Raw genomic sequence first — 20871 nt, forward strand, 5'->3', positions numbered from 1 at the left:
ATTCCCATGCACGACAAAAACTACCAAGCCGGCGCACGCACATCTGTCGTAGATCCGCTCGACAAAGGGCTGGGCGCATTGGAAGTACCGTGTCCGCCGGAGGCGATTGCCGCATATGGCTGGAACCTGTTGCAGGAAGACCTGAGCCTTCCCACTGCCGTGCTGTCGCAATCGCGGCTGGCGCACAACCTGGCATGGATGCAGCGTTTTGCCAGTGAATACGGCGCCAAGCTCGCGCCGCACGGCAAGACCACCATGGCGCCGCGTTTGTTTGCACAGCAGCTTGCCGCGGGCGCTTGGGGCATCACGCTGGCCACGGCGCATCAAACCCGCGCAGCGTATGCGCACGGCGTGCGGCGCGTGCTGATGGCCAATCAGCTGATCGGCCGGCGCAACATGGCAATCATCGCCGAGCTGCTGGCCGATCCTGCGTTTGAATTTTTCTGCCTGGTCGATGCACCTGATCAGGTCGAACAGCTTGCGGCACATTTCAGCGCAGCAGGCCGGTCGATCCAGGTATTGATCGAACTGGGCGCCGACGGCGGACGTACCGGCGTGCGCCATGAAGCGCAACGGCAAGCACTACTTGATGCGCTGACTCAGGCCAGACACGTGGTGAAACTGGCAGGCGTGGAAGTTTACGAAGGCGTGTTGAAGGATGAAACAGCCATTCGTGCATTGTTGAAACGTGCGGTGGCGGCAGTGCGTGACCTGGCTGATGCTGGCCGCATCGAGCGTTCACCCGCCGTGCTCAGCGGCGCAGGCTCGGCCTGGTATGACGTGGTTGCCGAAGAATTTGCCAAGGCCGATATCGGCGCGCCGCTGGATATCGTGCTACGTCCTGGCTGCTATCTCACGCACGACGTGGGCGCTTATCGCACGGCCCAGGCCCAGATCGAAATGCGCAACCCGGTCGCGCACACCATGCGTGCAAGCCTGCTGCCGGCCTTGCAGGTGTGGGCTTATGTGCAGTCCCTGCCGGAACCGGGGCGCGCCATCGTGGCGCTGGGAAAACGCGATGCCGCGTTCGATGCGGGAATGCCTTTGCCGGCAACCCATTTTCGTCCCGGCCAAAGCGCGCCCTCGCCCGCACCAAAGCACTGGGAAATCACCGGCATGATGGACCAGCACGCATACATGGATATCGCCACCGGCGACGACATCCGCATCGGCGACATGATTGCGTTCGATATCTCGCATCCTTGCCTTACGTTCGACAAATGGCGGCAGATTCCGGTCATTGATGATGCGTACAACGTCGTGGATGTGGTGCAGACGTTTTTCTGATGAGCGCGACACATGGGTCGCCATGAAACACATTCCTGCCTCAAGGCCGTCATTCCCGCGAAAGCGGAAATGATGACCGTTGGGGCACGTAGGCTGGGATGGAATCCCAGCATGTTTTGGCATGGCGAAAGCTGGGATTTCATCCCAGCCTACATGGGTCTGCGCGTGAATCAAAACACCGCTGGCGGCAAAGTCTGCGACGGCGGCGTACGCACCAGGCCCAGCAAATCCTCGCTCAGCATCGCGCCATGTGTCGCAAATAAACCATGTCCCGCCCCTTCATACGCACGCAGGACACTCCCCGGCAGCATATCCGCGGTGCGCTTTCCGTTCGAGGCAAACGGCGCAACGCGATCCTCGGTACCGTGAATCACCAGCGATGGCAAGTTGATGGCGGCACCCATGTCGCCGATGAATTCCGTATCGGCGAACGCCCGCACGCAACCGATCATGGCGATGCGCGACGCGGGTTCGGCGAGCGATTTCACCCAATCGACCATCACGCGGCTGACGCCGGAGCCGCCCAATATCTGGTCGACGTATTGATCGAGGTAGGCAAAGCGGTCAGCGCGGATGCGCGTGCAGATGTCGTCGAACCTGGCCTCGTCGGCGCCATCGGGATTGTCCTTGCTCTTGATCATGCTGGGCGTCACCGCGCTGACCAGGGCGAAACGCGTGATGCGCTGGCCGAGGTTGCGGCTCATGTAGCGCACCACTTCGCCCGCTCCGACCGAAAAACCCACCAAGGTCACGTCGTGCAAGTCGAGTGTTTCCAGCACCGCCTTGAGGTCGTCGGCGAAGCGGTTGAAGTTGTAGCCGTCGGCGGGCTTGGACGATTTGCCGAAGCCGCGGCGATCATACGTAATCACGCGACAGCCGCCGCTGGCCAATGCAAATACCTGCTCTTCCCACATCGAATGATCGAAGGGATAGCCATGCAGCAGCACCACGGGCGGTCCGTAGCCGATGTCTTCGTAGTACAGCTCGATCGGGCGACCCAGACTATCCGTTTCGACCTGTAGCATGCTCATGGGTTTCTCCTGTCTTCCGGTGAAATTAACGTTGCGGCGATGAAGAAGGCGTCGCCGCACACCGTTTTTCTACGATTCCTGCGCAGTGGGTTCACTCGGTGGAGGCGCTGGCGACGGTTTTGTATCCTGCGGGTGAAGCAGATAGCTGGTGTGCGGATTGGCCATCTCGATGCCCGCCTCGCGAAAGCGTTGCGTGATGCGCCGGTTGAGTTCGCGCTGCACGCCCCAGCGTCCTTTGTCGAGACACTGCATCTGCCCGACGATGGTCACTTTCGAGCCGTCCATCGCATCGACACCCCATATTTCCAGGTCCTTGAGAATCAAATCGCGGAATGCCGGATCGCTGCGCAGTTCCCTGCCGATCCTGGTCAATGCCTCCATCGCGCTATCGATGTCGTTGCCGTAGGCAATGCTGACGGCCATCGAGGCATTGCCGATGCCGCGGTTGGTGTTGTTCACCGTGGTAACGGAACTGAAAGGAATGGTGTACAGCGATCCATCGCCCCCGCGCAGCCGCACCGTGCGCACGGACAGGTATTCCACCGTGCCGGAAACACCGGCCACGGTCACCCAGTCACCCACCTGCATGGCGTTTTCCATCAACAGGAAAATGCCGGTGATGAAATCCTGCACCAGTTTTTGCGAACCGAAACCCAGCGCGACGCCGACGATGCTCGCACTGGCCAACAGTGGCGTGGTGTTGATGCCGATCTCGTTCAGCGCAGTGAGCCCCACCACCAGCACGACCAGGATAAGCAGGCCCGTGCGCATCATCGGCAACAACGTGCGCAAGCGTGCCGCGCGCATCAGGTCGCCCTGGTCGGTCCACACGGTAATGCGTCGTTCGATGCTGAAGCTTGCCGCTTCCCATGCCGCGATCGCAATCACCGTTGCCACCAGGATCGTCAACACTGCCGAGGTAAGACTGCGCCCGACCGCGCCGTGCCCCAGCCATCCGAGCGCATCCAAGCCCCACGATTGCAGCAAGGCAATGATGGTGAACACCGTAATGAAGAAAGAAACCAGCCGGCTGACGATCGGGTAGTAACGCCGCGAAAGCCTGCTGCGCGCATCGCTGGCGGCGGCACTGCTGCCGTCGCGATACCGAAACGCGCGGCCGAGCGCGCCCTGCACGAGAATGGTGATGACGCGCGCGACTATCAGGATGCCGGCCGATACGCCGATGAAATGAATGAGTTTCGGAAAGCCGTCTTCCACCCCCAGCGCCCACACCACCCAGACGCCAAGCACAAACGCCACCGCGAACAACACCCACGCGTGCGACAACCAGTTGCGCGTGGCAGCAATCGGCCCGGTGGCATTCGGTGCGGCAGCGATCGCGCGCCCCACCGGCCCGCGCAGTTTCAAAATCAGGATCACCGCCGCGATATGCACGAACAGCGACACCAGCTTGATGAACGCCATCCGGCTCGCTTCGCCGCCGCCAAGTCCCGCCAGCGCATCACCCAGCGCCATGCCGAAGGCCGCGGTAAACACAATGCAGCGCATCCACAGCAGCACCGTTTTGGTGGTCTGGTGGCTGACGCGCAACACGCACATGCCCGGCCCTTCCGGCGACACCAGCAGACGCAGCACCGCCATCGTGATGCGCGCGCTGATGTACGCATCGATAAAACTGCTGACGACGTCGTGCACACGCTCGTCGTCACCGCCCACGCCGCGCAGCACCAGGCCGGCGACCACAAAGAACACGCCAAGCGGCACCAGATTGATCAGCAAGGCAACCGCGGCGAACAGCAGGTGATGCAGCGTATTCACGTAGCGCGCCGGTTTTGCATGGGCCGGCGGCTTGCGTGGTTTGGCGGTAGCAGCATCGGCGGCCGATGGACTGCTGGCCGAGTTCTGTTCGCCCACCTGCACGGGTTCCACCTTGTCGACACCGTGCTCCTGCGTGTGCACAAGTGCCACATCCGTTGCTGGCGGTTGCACGCCCGCCACCGTCTTGGCCTGTTCGGTCTTCGCCGCCTCCGAAACCTGCGCGGACCTGGCTTCGCGGCGCGCGGCGACTTGCTCGTGCGCCTCGTGCGTGCGATCGCGCTGCTCCACCGCATTCGACTTGGCGACCAGTGCGCGCAAGGGTCGCCGCAACAGGAAATGCAGCAGCCATTCGAACAACACGGCCGCGGCGAATACGCCCGCCAATGTGCCGGCGGTCTGCAACAACAGATCGCGATCCGCTTCGTTGGCGATATGGCCGCCGGAGCGCACGAACATCACGAACAACGCCGCCAGCGATCGCCGCGCGTCATCGAGTTGATGCGTGAAGCCATCGGCCCATAGGCTGATCTGGCGCAAGCTGCGCGCAATCAGGCCATCGGCCTGGAGCGGCACGATCGATTTGGCCGCAGGCTTGGCGGCTGCGCTTGCAGGCGCGGCCTTTGGCGCAGGCGCCGGCGAGCTTTTTCTTGCTTGATTTTGATTGGCCGCATGCGTGCCGTTCGTGCCGGATTGAATGCACGGCGTATTGGCGTTGATGGATGCGGAGGCCGGCTCGGCTGCGTGGAGAGGCAGCGCGATCGCCACGCACATCGTGGCGAACAGACTTATAAAAAGAGTCCGGATGGCTTTTCGGGGATGTCTACGAACGGGAAGGCGTGCTTCATTCACTGCGGTGTGCGTATCGCCACTTGCCTATGCGCCTCAACCTCGTCCCACCGTGCACTGCACGCTGTAAACGTCGCGTGCAAGAAAAGTTGTTCACCCATTCATATCGCACGCGACAGTCGAATTTTCGCCTGCACGTCTACGGGCATTCGTCTCACCGTCTTCACTTTGCCACACCGCCAGCTGTACGGAAGTTTGATCCCTTGCGCCCTAACCTCAAGCATAAGCCACTGCAATCATCGGCGAATCGTCGCCTTGCAGACTTTTTATGAGAATGATTGGATGACTATTACCAGAACCCACAGGACTTATCCTTCACATCGCCATCAGAAACGTGAAGTCGGCACGCGGCGCAAACCCGAATTGCCTGCTGCCGATGCGCGCACTGATCGCAGCAGCGCCCGCGTGTTGTTCGTCACCACCGAGATGACGGACTTTGTGAAAGCGGGCGGGCTGGGCGATGTTTCCGCGGCCCTGCCCCGCGCCTTATCCAAGCATCACGACGTGCGGGTGCTGATTCCGGGCTATCCGAGCGTGCTTGCCGTATTCGGCGACAGCCTCAAGACGATCGGCAAAACCCGCAGCTATCACAAGCTGCCGCCCTGCCAGATTGCCGAAGCGCAGTTGAGCGATGGCTTGACCGTGCTGGTGCTGCGCAATGCCGATCTGTATGAGCGCGAAGGCTCGCCCTACGCGGATGCCAGCGGACACGAATGGCCGGACAACGATATTCGCTTCGCCACGCTGTCGCGCGCGGCAGCCGAAATCGCGCTGCGCAACGTGCACATGCGCTGGCAGCCGGATGTGCTGCATCTGAACGACTGGCCGTGCGCACTCGCGGCACATTACCTGGATGGCGAGAGCGATGCCGTGCCGACAGTGCTGACCATTCACAACCTGGCCTACCAGGGCGTGTTTCCGGCCTCGACCGCGATGCACATCGGCATGTCGGCGCGCCGCCGCATCGAGCACGATCGCCACGGCCGCATCTCGTTTCTGCATGAAGGCATCGCCAAGGCCACATATCTCACCACCGTCAGCGAGTGCTACGCCAAGCAAATCACGGAGCCGGCCTGCGGTTGCGGCCTTGATACGCTGCTGCGCAGGCGATCGCTGGACGGCCGCCTCACCGGCATCGTCAACGGCATCGACGCGAGCTGGGATCCGCATCGCGATGCAGCACTGGTGTCGCCCTTCGCCATCGGCGAGTGGGACAAGCGCCAGGAGAATACGCGGCAGCTGCGCGATGAACTAGGGCTGCGCCAGCAGGACGGTCCGCTGTTCGCGGTGATCTCTCGCATGGTGCAGCAGAAGGGTGTCGACCTGATCTGCGAAGCCGCGCCGCAAATCATCGCCGCCGGCGGCCAGCTTGCGCTGATCGGCCGTGGCGATCCCGCCATCGAACGCACCATTGCACGCTTGCCGCGCCGTTTTCCGGGGCGCGTGGCGGCACATATCGGCTTTGAGGAAGGCCTGGCGCGGCGCATGTTCGCGGGCGCGGATTTCCTGTTGATGCCATCGCGCTATGAACCATGCGGGCTCAGCCAGATGTATGCACAGGCCTACGGCTGCCTGCCGCTGGCGCATGCCACGGGCGGTCTGGTCGACACCATCGAGGATGGCGTCACCGGCTTGTTGTTCCGCGATGCCACTGTCTCGGAACTGCGCCGCTGCCTGCAACGCGCGTTCCGCATCTACGCCGAACCGCTGCTGCTCAATGCCATGCGCGGCGCGGCGATGCTGGAGAAACACGGTTGGGATATTCCGGGCGGGCAATACGCGGCGCTGTATCGCCGCATGCTGCCCAACAAGAATCAGGCCAGCGTGTCGTCCGCGCAGCCCGCGCCCTCCGTGCGCAAAGAGGATGCGTATGCCCACACCTGAGCAGACAAGCACCACCGTCGGCATGCATGCAGAACCGGCCTGTGGGTTGGCACGTGAGCGCATCGCGCGCCGATGCCGAAGCGGTTCTGCGCAGGCCGCCGCGTGAGGGCGGGCGACGGCATGGCCGTGGCCCAGGCAACGCGCGTTGCCGCATGCATTCCCGCCGAGGCGCTGCAAGCCTTGGACAAGGGACGCTGCGGCACACCGTTTGAATGGCTGGGTCCGCATCAGCATGGCGATGGCTGGCATGTCGCCACCGTGGCGCACGGCGCGGCCGCAGTGGAAGTCGTATTGCTCGGCGAAAGCAAGACCTGGCCAGCGCAGCGCCAAGGCGAAGGTGTGTTCATCGCCACGCTGCCGCACGAGCCGGAAAACTATCGCCTGCGCATCTATTGGCCGACCGGCGAGGAAATGCTCGGCGATCCTTATGCCTTCGCCCCATTGCTGACCGAAGGCACGCTGCGCGCCTTCCACGCCGGTGAATTGAGCCATCCGGGCGACATCCTCGGCGCGCACGTGGTGCACATCAACGAGGTGAGCGGCGTGCATTTTTCGGTGTGGGCACCGAATGCGCGACGCGTCTCCGTGGTCGGCGATTTCAATCAATGGGACGGGCGGCGCCACATGATGCGCCGGCACGATCACGAAGGCGTGTGGGAAATCTTCGTGCCCGGCGTCAAGGCCGGTGCGCTCTATAAATTCGAATTGCTCGACCGCAACGGGCATTTGCTGCCACTGAAAGCCGATCCCTTTGCGCGGCAGACCGAACTGCCGCCGGCAACCGCCTCGGTCGTTGCCGCGCCACTGTCGATCACCTGGCACGATGCATCGTGGATGGCGCATCGCGCGTCGGTGGATCACGAGCGCACACCCATCTCCATCTACGAAGTGCACGCCGGCTCCTGGCAGTGGGACGAAACAGGCCAACCGCTGGATTGGGATGCGCTGGCCACGCGCTTGATTCCCTACGTGCAGGCGCAGGGTTTTACGCATATCGAATTGATGCCGATCACCGAATTTCCGTTCGGCGGTTCATGGGGCTATCAGCCCATCGCCATGTATGCGCCCACGGCACGGCTTGGCCGTCCGGATGCGTTCGCCCGCTTCGTCGATTCCTGTCACGTGGCCGGCATCGGCGTGATCATCGACTGGGTCAGCGCGCACTTCCCTTCCGACGAACATGGCTTGCGCGATTTCGATGGCACCAAGCTTTACGAACACAGCGATCCGCGCGAAGGCGTGCATCAGGATTGGGACACGCTGATCTACAACTATGGCCGCCACGAAGTGCGCCAGTATCTGCTCGGCAGCGCCGTGCACTGGATGCGCCACTACCATGTGGACGGCCTGCGCGTGGACGCCGTCGCCAGCATGCTGTATCGCGACTACAGCCGTCCGGAAGGCGAGTGGATTCCGAACAAGCATGGCGGCCGCGAAAACCTCGAAGCGATCGACTTCGTGCGTGCGCTCAATCAAACCGTCGCACGCGAACAAAGCGGCGTACTGGTGATTGCGGAGGAATCCACCGCGTGGCCAGGCGTCACGCGCCACATCAACGACGGCGGCCTGGGCTTCAGCTATAAGTGGAACATGGGCTGGATGCACGACAGCCTGGAGTACATGAAGCGCGATCCGCTGTATCGCCGCTATCACCATCACAACCTCACCTTCAGCCTGGTGTATGCGTGGTCGGAAAAATTCCTGCTGCCGCTATCGCATGATGAAGTGGTGCACGGCAAGGGTTCGCTGATCGCGCGCATGCCGGGCGATCGCTGGCGCAAGTTCGCCAACCTGCGCGCGTACTTCGGCTACATGTGGACGCATCCGGGTAAGAAGCTTCTGTTCATGGGCGGCGAATTCGCGCAGGAACGCGAATGGGATCACGACCGTCCGCTCGATTGGCATCTGCTGGATGACCCGCTGCACCGCGGCGTGCAGCAATTGGTGGCGGATCTCAACAGCGTGTTCGTGCACGAACCGGCCTTGCACCGCTGCGACCACGAACCAGGCGGCTTCCAGTGGGTGGTCGGCGACGACACGCATGCCTCGGTGTACGCCTATCTGCGTTTCGGTGGCGAAGGCGTACCGCCGATTCTGGCGGTGTGCAATTTCACGCCGGAGGTGCGCCGCGGTTATCGCATTGGCGTGCCCGAAGGCGGCCTGTGGCGTGAGCTGTGCAACACCGACAGCGCACATTACGGCGGCTCGAACGTGGGCAACGGCGGCATGATCCATGCCGATTCCGAAGGCTGCCGCGGCCAGCCGCATGCGTTGAACCTGGTCTTGCCGCCCTTGGCGACGTTGATTCTGCGACCGGAAAGGAGCTGACGGTGACATTCGACGGCAGATGTATCCGTGACGTTCTTTTGCTTGTCATTCCGGCGAAGGCCGGAATCCAGTTCAAATACCGTGTGCCTAGCACCCAACATAAAAAATGCTGTGCCCTTCAGACGCTTACTTCACTGGATTCGGGCCTTCGCCGGAGTGACGACTCACCTCAGGGTGCAAACCCCAGTGCAGCGTGATGGGAGACTTGCCCATGTGGGGATTTGCCTCCCAGCCCCGCGGCTCCCGAACAGATACAGCGGTGCGATGCGTATGTCTGCCAATCCCATTACCCATAAATCGCCCGCCACGTCCTGCCATAACTGCACGTACGGCGCGCAAGTGCTCAACGACGGCACCACTCGCTTTCGCTTGTGGGCGCCCAGCGCCGAACGCGTGGAACTGGTGATCGACGAGCTGGCGTTACCGATGAAACGCGATGCCGACGGCAATCACACCTTGTTGGTCGAAGTCGATCCGGACACGCGCTACGTCTATCGCGTCGGTGATCGGCAAGTGCCCGATCCGGCATCGCGCGCGCAGCCCGGCGGCGTGCTCGGCGCGAGCATGGTGGTCGATCCGCGTGACTACGTATGGAAGTGCAACGACTGGAACGGCATGCCATGGCATCACGCCGCCATCTGCGAAGTGCACGTGGGCGCGATGGGCGGCTTCGAGAACGTATCCCAGGCATTGCCGCGCCTGGCCGCCTGCGGCTACACCGCCATCGAGCTGATGCCGGTCAACTCGTTTCAGGGCGATCGCAACTGGGGCTACGACGGCGTGCTGCCGTATGCGCCGGATGCCTCCTACGGCAGCATCGATTCGTTCAAGGCGCTGGTCGACGAAGCGCACCGGCTGGGCCTGGCGGTGATCCTGGACGTGGTCTACAACCACTTCGGCCCGGTCGGCAACGAACTGGCCCATTACGCGCCGGAATTCTTCAACGCCGACACGCACACGCCGTGGGGTGCGGCCATCGATTTTCGCCGCCCGCAGGTGGCGCGCTACTTCATCGACAACGCGCTGATGTGGATCAACGAATACCGCATCGACGGCCTGCGCCTGGATGCCGTGCATGCCATCCAGCCGAAAGCCTTCCTGGAAGAACTGGGCGCCGCCATCCGCCGCACCTGCCTGCCGCGCGGACGCGAGGTGTGGCTGATCCTGGAAAACGAACACAACAGCGCAAGCCTGTTGCGGGGCGACTACAACGCGCAGTGGAACGACGACCTTCACAACGTGTTGCACGTGCTGCTCACCGGCGAGCACGAAGGCTATTACGGCGACTTCGCCAAACACCCCACGCAGGACCTTGCCAAGGCCTTGTCGGAGGGTTTCATCTTCCAGGGCCAGCACGACCGCCGCGGCATCTCGCGTGGCGAACCCAGCCAGGATCTGCGGCCGTCCGCCTTCGTGTTGTTTTTGCAGAACCACGACCAGATCGGCAACCGCCCACTGGGCGAACGGCTGACGTGCCTGGCGAACGAAGCGGATCTGCGCGCGGCCACGGTATTGGCGGCGCTCAGCCCGATGGTTCCCTTGTTCTTCATGGGCGAGGAATGGGGTTGCCGCACGCCGTTCTACTACTTCACCGATTACGACGGCGAGCTGGCGCAGAAAGTGCGCGAAGGCCGGCGCGCGGAGTTCGCGCATTTTTCCGGCTTCACCGATCCGGAGCGGCGCGAGTTGATTCCCGATCCGAATGCGCTGGACACCTATGCCGCTTCCATCCCACGCGTGGAAGACAGCATGCTGGCGATGGAGTGGAAGCGCTGGTTTGCCGGCCTGCTGCAGTTGCGCAAACGCTACCTGGTCGACCGCCTTGGCAACTGCTGCGCGCTCGGTTGCGAAGTGCTCGGCGACAAGGCGGTGTACGCACGCTGGCGCCTGAGCGACGGGCATCGCTGGGAAATCGCCTTGAACCTGTCGGACCGCGACGTATCGCTGCCGCGCGATTCGGCCACCAAGGTGCTTTGGATCGAACCACAAGACGCGATGGATGCGCTCGATCGCGGCGTGCTCGCGGCGCACACCGCTGTCGTCACGGAGAGGGAATTGGAAGGTGAACGACTGCTCGCTTGAAACATTGGCGCGTGCTGCAGGCATAGGCGTTCATTGGACAGATGCCTATGGACAGGATCGATCGCTATCGGACAACACGTTGCATAGCCTGCTCGAAGCCATGCAGTTGCCTTCGCATGACGAAGCAAGCCGCCAGGCAAGCCTGAGATCGATCGAGGAACGCGCCAACCGCGTGCCTGCGCTGATCACTGCCGACGTTGATGGCGTGTTCGACCTGCCACCCGCTGCGCGTGGCAGCCGCGTGGTAACGGCTACCGACGAAGAAGGCAAGGAACAACCGCTCCAACTGCCCGGCGACGGCAAATGCCGCGCACCGCTGCAAGCCGGGTATTACCAGCTGAGCATGGGATCGCAGCAACTGATGCTCGCCGTGGCGCCGCAGCGTTGCTTCAACGTGAGCGATGCATTGGGCCTGGAACAACATCGCGCCTGGGGCTTGGCGGCACAGGTCTACGGGTTGCGCCACGCCGGCGATGGTGGCCTGGGCGATAGCCGGGCCGTGGCGGAATTGGCCGAAGCCATCGGCCATGCCGGCGGCGATGCCTTGGCGCTCAGCCCAGTGCACGCGATGAGCCCGATCCACGGGCATGCCAGTCCGTATTCGCCTTCGCATCGCGGCTTTCTCAACTGGATGCATGCGGATGCTGCGCAAGTCTTGGGTGCGCCGGCTTTGGAAGACGCGATCCGGCAAAGCGGTGTCGCGTCTACCTGGCAACTCGCGCAGCAAGGCAAACGGGTCGCTTGGCCCGAAGCGTACGCTTTGCGTCGCATTGTGTTCGGTGTCTTGCATGCGCAACTCGCGCACGCGCAGCAAGCGGTGCGCGATGATCTGGCGCGCTTCACCGCACAAGGCGGCGATGCGTTGCGCCGGCATGCATGGGTGGCCGCACGTCAATCCGAAGCGGCGTTGCACGGGGAATCCACGGCATGGCAGCAATGGGAACAATGGCGCGAGGAGACGACAGCACGCCACTTTGCCGACACACATGCCATCGACGTGGACGTGGAGATTTTTCTGCAATGGCTCGCTGCACGCAGCTGGGACAAAACCGTTGCGATCGCGCGCGAATCGGGACAACGCATCGGCCTGATCTGGGATCTTGCCGTCGGCTTCGAAAGCGGCGGCAGCGAGGCGTGGGCCTGGCGCGACCACGTCTTGGATGGATTCGAACTGGGCGCGCCGCCCGATGCCTTCAATCCTGACGGTCAGAGCTGGGGCATCACCTCCTACTCGCCATGGGGATTGCAGGCCAGCGGCTTTCGTCCCTTCATCGAGCTGCTGCGCGCAAACATGGCGCGCGGTGGCGGCATTCGCATCGACCATATCATCGGCTTGCAGCATCTGTGGGTATTGCGGCAAGGCGAGCCATCCGCCGAAGGCGGCTACATCCGCCAGCCATTGCAGGATCTGCTGCGTATTGTCGCGCTGGAATCATGGCGGCATCGCTGCATTGTGATTGGCGAAGATCTGGGCACGGTGCCCACCGGCTTGCGCGACATGCTTGCAGCGCGCGGTGTGCTGGGCATCGACGTGTTGTTGTTTACGCGTGATGAACACGGCGAGTTTCTGGCGCCGGCGTTGTGGCGGAAGAACGCTGTGGCGATGACGACGACACATGATCTGCCGCCCTTGGCAGGCTGGCGGGTAGGCATGGATTTGAGTGAGATGGCAAAGGCGCATGGATGGAGCGGCGAAGCATTGCTTGAACGCATGCAGGGACGCGAGGAGGACGCGGCACGTCTCGACCATGCGCTCGACACCTTCGTATCGCCATTCCGGCGAAGGCCGCAATCCAGTTCAAATACATCGTGCGAAGCACGCAAAAGCGAGGTTGTGTCCCACGGACGCTCATTGGGACTGGATTTCGGCCTTCGCCGGGATGACGGTGAGGTGCAAAGTGGATCCCAGCGAGATGCGGGCATCTATTTCGACTTTCTTGCCCAAACCCCATCCCCGTTGATCCTCATCCCACTCGAAGACGCCCTCGCCCGCAAGGAACAACCTAATTTGCCCGGCACCATCGACAGCCATCCCAACTGGCAACACCGCATGCCGGAGAACACCATCGACCTGTTGCAACCCGTGCTGACAACCATCGACGCGCACATGAAGCAGGCGCTGCCCGCATGAACGAACTGCGCGCCACGGTACGCCTGCAACTCAACCACGCGTTCGACTTTCTCGCGGCGGCCGAGCAAGTGCCCTATTTCGCGGCGCTGGGCTTGAGTCACGTCTATCTCTCGCCGATCGCCATGGCGCGGCCCGGTTCCATGCACGGCTACGACGTGATCAACCCGATGATCGTCAATCCGGAGCTTGGCGGCGAACCCGCGCTCGCCCGCCTTATCCAGACGCTGCACACGCACGGCATGGGGGCGATCCTGGACATCGTGCCCAACCACATGGCGGCCGACGTCGCCAATCCATGGTGGAACGACGTGCTGGCGATGGGCCGCGCCAGCCGCTACGCGCATTACTTCGACATCGATTGGCACGCGCCGCATACGAACGGCAAATTGTGGTTGCCGATCCTCGCCGTGCCGCTGGAGCAGGCGCTTGCGCGCGGCGAATTGCAAGTGGAACGGCACGTGGGCGGCACCACGTTGGCGCTGAGCGTGCCGGGCGTGAAACTGCCTATTTCCGAACCAAGCCTGCGGCTGTTGTTCGATCTCTCCGGCCAGGTGTTGCCGCGCTTCAAGACCGCCAGCGACGCCGTCGATGCGGTGCGGCTGGCGATGCAGAACGAAAGCCTGCACGCGCACATCGACCGCGCCATCAAGCAGCTGCACGACGACGCAACGCTGATGCGCCGCTTCCTCGACCTGCAGCATTACCGGCTGGCGTGGTGGCGCAGCGGCAGCCAGGTGATCAATTACCGGCGCTTCTTCGACATCGATTCTTTGGTGGCACTGGCCACGGAACGCGAAGACGTGTTCGATGCCGTGCACGCCCTGCCTTTGCGCCTGATTCGCGAAGGCATGATCGACGGCCTTCGCATCGATCACGTCGATGGACTGGCCCAGCCACGCGATTACCTGCGCAAACTGCGCTTGCGTGCCGACCGCGCCGCGCGCACCGATCCGCGCCAACCGGTACGCCGCATCACCTTGCACGTGGAAAAAATCCTCGCGCACGATGAAACCCTGCGCGACGAATGGCCGGTGGACGGCACCACCGGTTATGACTTCATGAACCAGGTAGGTGCCTTGCTGCACGACAACCATGGCCATGCGGAACTGGCGCGTGCGTGGGAAACGGTGAGCGGTCGCTCCAGACACTTCGGCGATGAAGAGCGCACGGCGCGCCGCCAGATGCTGGACAGCTATCTCGCCACCGATCTTGCCCGCTGTGTCCGTGCCCTCGGCCGCTACGTGCTGGATACGCCGGAATCCGGCGACATCACCTCGTGGGCATTGCAACGCGCACTGGGCGAACTGCTGGAACACATGCCGGTCTATCGCACTTACCTCGGCACCGGGACCATCAGCGACGAAGACCGCCACACGCTGGAGCATGTGTTCGAGCGCACGATGAAGGACGGCGATGCCGACCTCATCACGCATCGCGCCTATCTGCGCCAATACCTGCTGGAAACCAAGGCGCGCTGGTTGAACACACTGTCCGAGCGCCGCCATCTGCAGATGGCGCGACGCCTGTTCGAACAGCTTTCCACGACCTTGAACGCCAAGGCCGTGGAAGATACGGCGTTCTACCGCCATGGCGCCCTGCTCTCGCGCAACGAGGTCGGCAGCGATCCGCGCATCGCGGCGATCGATGCACCGCGCTTTCACGCCATCATGCAGCAGCGCATCGACGCCTGGCCGCGCTCGCTGCTCGCCACCGCCACGCACGATCACAAGCGCGGCGAAGACGTGCGAGCGCGGCTTGCCGTGCTGAGCGAACGCGCGCACTGGTTCGTGGACCAGGCCAGCCGCTGGCTGCTCGAACTGGAAGGCCCCAACCGCGCCTCACCAGGCGCGTTGTGGATGCTGTTGCAAACCTTGCTGGGTGCGTGGCCGCTGGATCTGCGCGCCGATGATGAAAACGGCTTGCGCAGCTTTGCCGAACGCGTCGAGCGATGGCTGCTGAAAGCCGAGCGCGAAGCCAAATTGCACACGCGCTGGACCACGCCCAACCCGGTCTACGAAGAAGCCTGCAAGACCACGGTGCACGACCTGCTGCTTGCGCCGCGCTACGAACGCCTGCGCCATGAGATCCATGCCGCTGCGCACAGCCTCGATGCAGCGGGCGCATTGAATGGCCTTGCCGCGACCGCATTGCGCCTGACCGCGCCCGGTGTTCCCGATCTGTATCAAGGCACCGAGTATTGGGATCAGTCACTGGTCGATCCCGACAATCGCCGCCCTGTCGACTATGATGCGCGCCGCGCCAGTTTCGATGGCAATCTGCTGCCGGACCAGTTGTTGGCGGAATATCGCAACGGCGTGATCAAGCAGCAGCTCATCCATCGCCTGCTGCGCGCTCGCCGCCGCCGGCCGGAAATGTTCCTGCGCGCCACTTACGAGCCGCTGCAAATCACCGGCTGGCGCCGCAATCACGTGGTCGCGTTCCTGCGCCGGCATGAAAATCACCTGTTGCTGGTGGCCGTGCCGCGGCTGTGCGCCGATGGCATGGTGAATGACGACCGCCCCATGGTGGACAAGGATTTCTGGGGCGACACGGCCGTCGCGTTTCCGGCCCATGACGGCGCCTGCACCTTCACTGATTTATTTACTCATCGAACGCACCAGGGCGATCCGCAGGGACTGCTCGTGCAAACCCTCTTTTCCGACTGGCCTGTCGCCGTGCTGATGTCGTAACCCTACCTGTGAATACTCCACGCTCCCCCACCGAACGGCATGCGCGCATCAGTGAGATCGCCCACAGCATCTGGGAATCGGAAGGGCGTCCGGTCGGCCAGGAAACGCGCCATTGGCTGATGGCCGAAAAGCTGGTGCAGGCCGAGGAGCGGCATGCGTCGCAGCGCGAGAATGGGAAGAAGAAAACGCAGAAATGATGCGTCAACACGACATGGCGAGATATGCAGCATTCCTCATTCGTCCCCCTGGCGCGCGTCGGGGCCTGGTGACTTTCCGCGATCTACAAGTCGCCGGGGCGACGGTGTATCAAGCACCACGCCACATGTTGATGGTTTTCCGTCAGGCACTACGGGTGGCACATCGATGGACGCCATGAAAAAAAATAATCCACCGCGCCAGGTCACGGGAACGACCTCCCACAGCCACAGCCTGCGCGAAGGATTACCCTTCCCGCTCGGCGCCACCTGGGACGGACTCGGCGTGAACTTTGCGCTGTTTTCCGCCAACGCTACCAAGGTGGAGCTTTGCCTGTTCGACGAGCAGGGCAACGAAACCGAACGCGTGACGCTGCCCGAATACACCGACGAAATCTGGCACGGCTATCTGCCGGATCCGCGTCCTGGTCAACTCTACGGTTATCGCGTGCACGGCCCGTACGAACCGGAAGCCGGTCACCGCTTCAATCCGAACAAGCTGCTGCTCGACCCCTGCGCCAAGCAGATCATCGGCGAACTGACCTGGCACGACGCCTTGTTCGGCTACACCATCGGCCATGCCGATGGCGACCTCAGCTTCGACGAGCGCGACAGCGCGCCGTACATGCCCAAGTCGCGCGTGATCGATCCGGCCTTCACCTGGGGCAATCATTATTGGACCGGCGTGCCGTGGGATCGCGCGGTCATCTATGAAGCGCACGTGCACGGCTACACCATGCTGCATCCGCAAGTTCCGGAATCATTGCGTGGTACGTTCGCCGGCTTTGCGCATCAGCCGGTGGTGGACTACATCCGCTCGCTGGGCGTGACGTCGGTGGAGTTGATGCCGATCCACGCCTTCGTCGACGACAAGCATCTGCTCGACAAGGGTTTGCGCAATTACTGGGGCTACAACACCATCGGCTTTTTCGCGCCGCATCCGCGCTACATGGCCAGCTCCACCGTGGCGGAGTTCAAGGAGATGGTGGCGCATCTGCACGATGCGGGGCTGGAAGTGATCCTCGACGTGGTCTACAACCACACTGCCGAAGGCAATCACTTGGGCCCCACGCTGTCGCTGCGCGGCATCGACAACGCCACCTATTACCGGCTTGCCGACGAGCGCCGCTACTACATCAACGACACCGGCACCGGCAACACGCTCAATCTCAGCCATCCGCGCGTACTGCAAATGGTCATGGATTCCCTGCGCTACTGGGCCACCGACATGCGCGTGGACGGTTTCCGCTTTGATCTGGCCACCATCCTGGGGCGCGAGTCGCACGGTTTCGATCAGGGCGGCGGCTTTCTCGATGCCTGCCGGCAAGATCCCATCCTCGGCCGCGTCAAATTGATTGCCGAGCCATGGGACATCGGTCCGGGCGGTTACCAGGTCGGCAAGTTCCTGCCCGGCTGGGCGGAGTGGAACGATCGCTTCCGCGACGCCGTGCGTGCGTTCTGGCGTGGCGACGAAGGCTGGTTGCCCGACTTCGCCACACGCCTTACCGGCTCGGCCGACCTGTTCGACCAGCGCGGCAGACGGCCAAACGCATCGATCAACTTCGTCACTGCGCACGACGGCTTCACGCTCAACGACCTGGTCAGTTACAACAACAAACACAACGAAGCCAACCGCGAAAACAATCACGACGGCACCGACAACAACCTGAGCTGGAACCACGGCGAAGAGGGCTACACCGACAACGCCGACATTCGCGCCCTGCGTCAACGGCAGATGCGCAACATGCTGGCCACCTTGTTGCTCTCGCAAGGTACGCCGATGCTGCTTGCCGGCGACGAATTCGCGCGCACGCAAGGCGGCAACAACAACGCCTACTGCCAGGACAACAACGTTACCTGGCTCGACTGGCCCGCCGCCGGCGACCAACGCGCGCTGACCGATTTCGTACGGCGGCTCACCCGCCTGCGACGCGATTATCCGCTACTGCGCCGCAGCCGTTTTCTGCAGGGATTGATCGATGAGGAATCCGGCATTCGCGATGTCACCTGGTTGACGCACGACGGACGCGAATTCACCGAAGCGCAATGGCACAACCCCGGCGAACGCTGCCTGGCGATGTTGCTGGATGGACGCGCCAAACCAACCGGTATCAAACGTCCGGGCGTCGACACCACGCTGTTGCTGCTGGTCAACGGCCACTTTGAGGACGTCAATTTCGTGCTGCCCGACAACGCCAGCAAGCTGGAATGGCGCTTGTTGCTGAGCACCGCGAACGAGCCACCAGCCATCCGAGATGATCAGGTCACGCTCGCAGCGCGGTCATTGGCGCTATATCGTGCCAGAGCGATGAAGTCCCCCTAAACCACAAGCTGCCGCCGTAGGCTGGGGTGCGAACCCCAGCATCGCCATGCCCATGAAAGCTGGGATTTCATCCCAGCCTACGAAATTATTTCGCGCTTATTTCATAAATAATCGCTTTACGGGGAAAATCCTTGCGAATATTTATTCCAATGCAAAACCGTCAAAAAAACGTCACCCGAGTGCCATTAAATGCATAGCATTCACGGCTTCATCACGCCATGCCCATCATCTTAAATGAACCCAACGGTAAGGGGCTTGTGGCAGCAGGATGCTGTCGTTGTCGAGGCGTAGTTTTACGACAAGACTTAGGGCATGACCGTTGCGCTTGGATGCTGACGCGTTGACATGGCGTGCATGCGCCACCGGACGTCGTGCGTTGTCGAGGGAAAAAATTCGACTGCCGGTCATGTGCAAACATGGGTGTCACCCGCTGACGCAAAGCAAAGGCGCAGTGTCTGGTGAGAACAGGATGACGCTGCATTAATTGTCGTAATCGCGTCATGTTCTAGAGCCCATTATGGAAAACGTCGACTCGAACCACGCGCTGCTCAGCTCCCCGCAGACCGATCTCACCCTTCTTATTCTGGATCTTGGCGGCCACATCATCGCCTGCCACCAACCCCATTTGCTGTTCGGCGACCAGCAGGCGCGCGATCTGCTCGGCAAGCATTACTCCAGCATCCACCCAGCCGTGTTCGGCGCCGATCTGCTCGACCTGGCGCTGAAGGCAGACCTCGCCGGCGAGCCGGGACGGGTTGAAGCATGGATACCCGGCAAGCACAACCGGCGTACCCGCCTGGAAATATCCGTACATGTGCTGAAAGGACATCAAGAGCACGCCCACGGCTTTGCCATGGTTCTGCGCGACCTGCATTTGAATCGCCTCACCCACGATCGCCTGCGCGAATGCGAGCGCCGCCTGCGCCTGTTCATGCAGGGCACGCCGGAGCACGCGATCTGCATGCTGGACAGGCAAGGCATCGTGCTCGACTGGAATCTCGGCGCACGGCGCTTGACGGGATTTGCGATCGACGACATTGTCGGCTGCCCCTTCTCCACCTTTTTTTCGGATGCGCCTGGGGAACCGACACTTTCCACCCAGCTGTTGCAGTCGGCCGCATCGGAAAATCCCGTCAAAGTCGAATGCGAGCTGATGCATGCCAACGGCTCGCGCTTTCCAGCCGAAGTCGAGGTTCAGGCGATTCACGAAAGCGACGGCTCGCTGATCGGCTTCGCCGCGCTCATTCACGATTGTACGCAACAGGTGTTGATGGAAACCCGTCTGCGCGAGGCTCGTGGCCAACTGGTGCATGCACAGAAAATCGAAGCCGTCGGCCGCCTCACTGGCGGCATCACGCACGATTTCAATAACGCCTTGCAAGGCATCATCGGTTCGCTGGAACTCGGATCGGTCAGCCTGGACCAGGGCAGCACGGTGCAAGCCAGGCATCACATGCTGGCCTCGCTGCATACCGCCATGCATGCCGGCCGGCTGACGCAACGCCTGCTGTCGTTATTGCGTCGGCACAATTCCCCAAGCCATCTCATCAACGTTTCCAGAGTGCTGCGATCCATGCGCGAGCTGCTCGGCCGCACGCTCGGCGACGACATCACGCTGGATGTGGCGGATGCCGACGAGCTTCCCCTGCTGGCGTGCGATGGCGATCAACTGGAAAGCGCGCTGGTCAATCTGGCGGTCAACTCGCGCGATGCCATGAGCGGGCATGGCCACGTGCAGATACGTTGCAGGTTGTGCACGCAAGACGACACTGACGTACGCATCGCACTCGGGCCTGCGCATACCACGTACGTCGAGATCGCCGTGGCCGACGACGGCCCCGGCATGAGCGACGACGTGCTGCAACGCGCCTTCGAACCCTTCTTCACCACCAAACCGGAGGGGCACGGCACCGGCCTTGGCCTGTCGATGGTCTACGACTTCGTGGAGCAATATCACGGCGCCGTGGATATCCGCAGCATTCCCGGCAGCGGCACCTGCGTGCTGCTTTACTTGCCCTGCGACAGCGCCAACGCGGCGGAAGCGGCACCCTTACGCAGCGAAAGCCCGGTGCCGGATCTGCACGGTTTTCGCATCCTGGTGGTGGAAGACAACGACACCATCCGCCGTGCCGTCGCCACGCGCCTGCGGCAACTGGGCAGTGACGTCACCGAAGCGGCGTCCGGCAACGAAGCGCTATCGCTGCTTGCCAGCAACGCCCCGTGGGATCTGCTGTTGTCGGATATCGACCTGCCTGTCGTCGATGGCTACGAACTTTGCTCGCAGGCGCGAAAACGC

General features: G+C 62.4%; 11 protein-coding genes. 9 read left to right on the top strand and 2 right to left on the bottom strand.

Annotation, left to right across the window (positions count from 1 at the left end; genetic code table 11):
* Nucleotides 1-1287, top strand: a 1287-nt coding sequence (locus VJR68_RS00815; protein WP_324145646.1) for an amino acid deaminase, incomplete at its 5' end; no start/stop codon positions are given.
* 170 nt (nt 1288-1457) lie between these two features.
* Here the strand turns inward: VJR68_RS00815 and VJR68_RS00820 are convergent.
* Together VJR68_RS00820 and VJR68_RS00825 are read right to left on the bottom strand one after the other, a co-directional pair.
* Nucleotides 1458-2318 carry an alpha/beta hydrolase gene (locus VJR68_RS00820; protein ID WP_324145647.1) on the bottom strand — a complete coding sequence of 287 codons (861 nt, stop codon included), beginning with the start codon at nt 2316-2318 and terminating at the stop codon, nt 1458-1460.
* 69 nt (nt 2319-2387) lie between these two features.
* Complete coding sequence (locus VJR68_RS00825; protein ID WP_324145648.1) at nt 2388-4862, bottom strand: mechanosensitive ion channel family protein; 2475 nt, start codon at nt 4860-4862, stop codon at nt 2388-2390.
* Nucleotides 4863-5225: 363 nt separating this feature from the next.
* Here VJR68_RS00825 and glgA point away from each other — a divergent pair, with 363 nt between their 5' ends.
* The 8 genes from glgA to VJR68_RS00865 all read left to right on the top strand — a co-directional run.
* Complete coding sequence (gene glgA / locus VJR68_RS00830; protein WP_324145649.1) at nt 5226-6827, top strand: glycogen synthase GlgA; 1602 nt, start codon at nt 5226-5228, stop codon at nt 6825-6827.
* 120 nt (nt 6828-6947) lie between these two features.
* On the top strand, nt 6948-9155 hold the full coding sequence (glgB, locus tag VJR68_RS00835) for a 1,4-alpha-glucan branching protein GlgB (RefSeq protein WP_324145650.1): 2208 nt from the start codon (nt 6948-6950) through the stop codon (nt 9153-9155).
* A gap of 270 nt (nt 9156-9425) precedes the next feature.
* The gene (gene treZ, locus VJR68_RS00840; protein WP_324145651.1) at nt 9426-11237 is read left to right on the top strand and encodes a malto-oligosyltrehalose trehalohydrolase; all 1812 of its coding nucleotides are present in this window, start codon (nt 9426-9428) and stop codon (nt 11235-11237) included.
* Complete coding sequence (malQ, locus tag VJR68_RS00845; RefSeq protein WP_324145652.1) at nt 11218-13368, top strand: 4-alpha-glucanotransferase; 2151 nt, start codon at nt 11218-11220, stop codon at nt 13366-13368. The genes treZ and malQ overlap by 20 nt, the downstream gene beginning before the upstream one ends.
* Nucleotides 13365-16058 (top strand): malto-oligosyltrehalose synthase, encoded by a 2694-nt coding sequence (treY, locus tag VJR68_RS00850; RefSeq protein WP_324145653.1) that lies wholly within the window; start codon nt 13365-13367, stop codon nt 16056-16058. Before malQ ends, treY begins: the two co-directional genes overlap by 4 nt.
* 8 nt (nt 16059-16066) lie before the next feature.
* Complete coding sequence (locus VJR68_RS00855) at nt 16067-16255, top strand: DUF2934 domain-containing protein (RefSeq protein WP_324145654.1); 189 nt, start codon at nt 16067-16069, stop codon at nt 16253-16255.
* A 175-nt stretch (nt 16256-16430) separates the two neighbouring features.
* A complete protein-coding gene (gene glgX, locus VJR68_RS00860; protein WP_324145655.1) occupies nt 16431-18575 on the top strand; it encodes a glycogen debranching protein GlgX in 2145 nt (714 codons plus the stop codon).
* A gap of 517 nt (nt 18576-19092) precedes the next feature.
* Nucleotides 19093-20871, top strand: a 1779-nt coding sequence (locus VJR68_RS00865; RefSeq protein ID WP_324145656.1) for an ATP-binding protein, incomplete at its 3' end; no start/stop codon positions are given.

The organism is Dyella sp., assembly GCF_035277725.1.
GTDB lineage: Bacteria > Pseudomonadota > Gammaproteobacteria > Xanthomonadales > Rhodanobacteraceae > Dyella_B.

What these genes read in the sequence shown, in the direction of transcription:
- glgX (WP_324145655.1), top strand. Translation starts at nt 16,431, where the DNA reads ATGAAAAAAAATAATCCACCGCGCCAGGTCACGGGAACGACCTCCCAC.
- VJR68_RS00820 (WP_324145647.1), bottom strand. Translation starts at nt 2,318, where the DNA reads ATGAGCATGCTACAGGTCGAAACGGATAGTCTGGGTCGCCCGATCGAG.
- glgB (WP_324145650.1), top strand. Translation starts at nt 6,948, where the DNA reads ATGGCCGTGGCCCAGGCAACGCGCGTTGCCGCATGCATTCCCGCCGAG.
- glgA (WP_324145649.1), top strand. Translation starts at nt 5,226, where the DNA reads ATGACTATTACCAGAACCCACAGGACTTATCCTTCACATCGCCATCAG.
- treY (WP_324145653.1), top strand. Translation starts at nt 13,365, where the DNA reads ATGAACGAACTGCGCGCCACGGTACGCCTGCAACTCAACCACGCGTTC.
- treZ (WP_324145651.1), top strand. Translation starts at nt 9,426, where the DNA reads ATGTCTGCCAATCCCATTACCCATAAATCGCCCGCCACGTCCTGCCAT.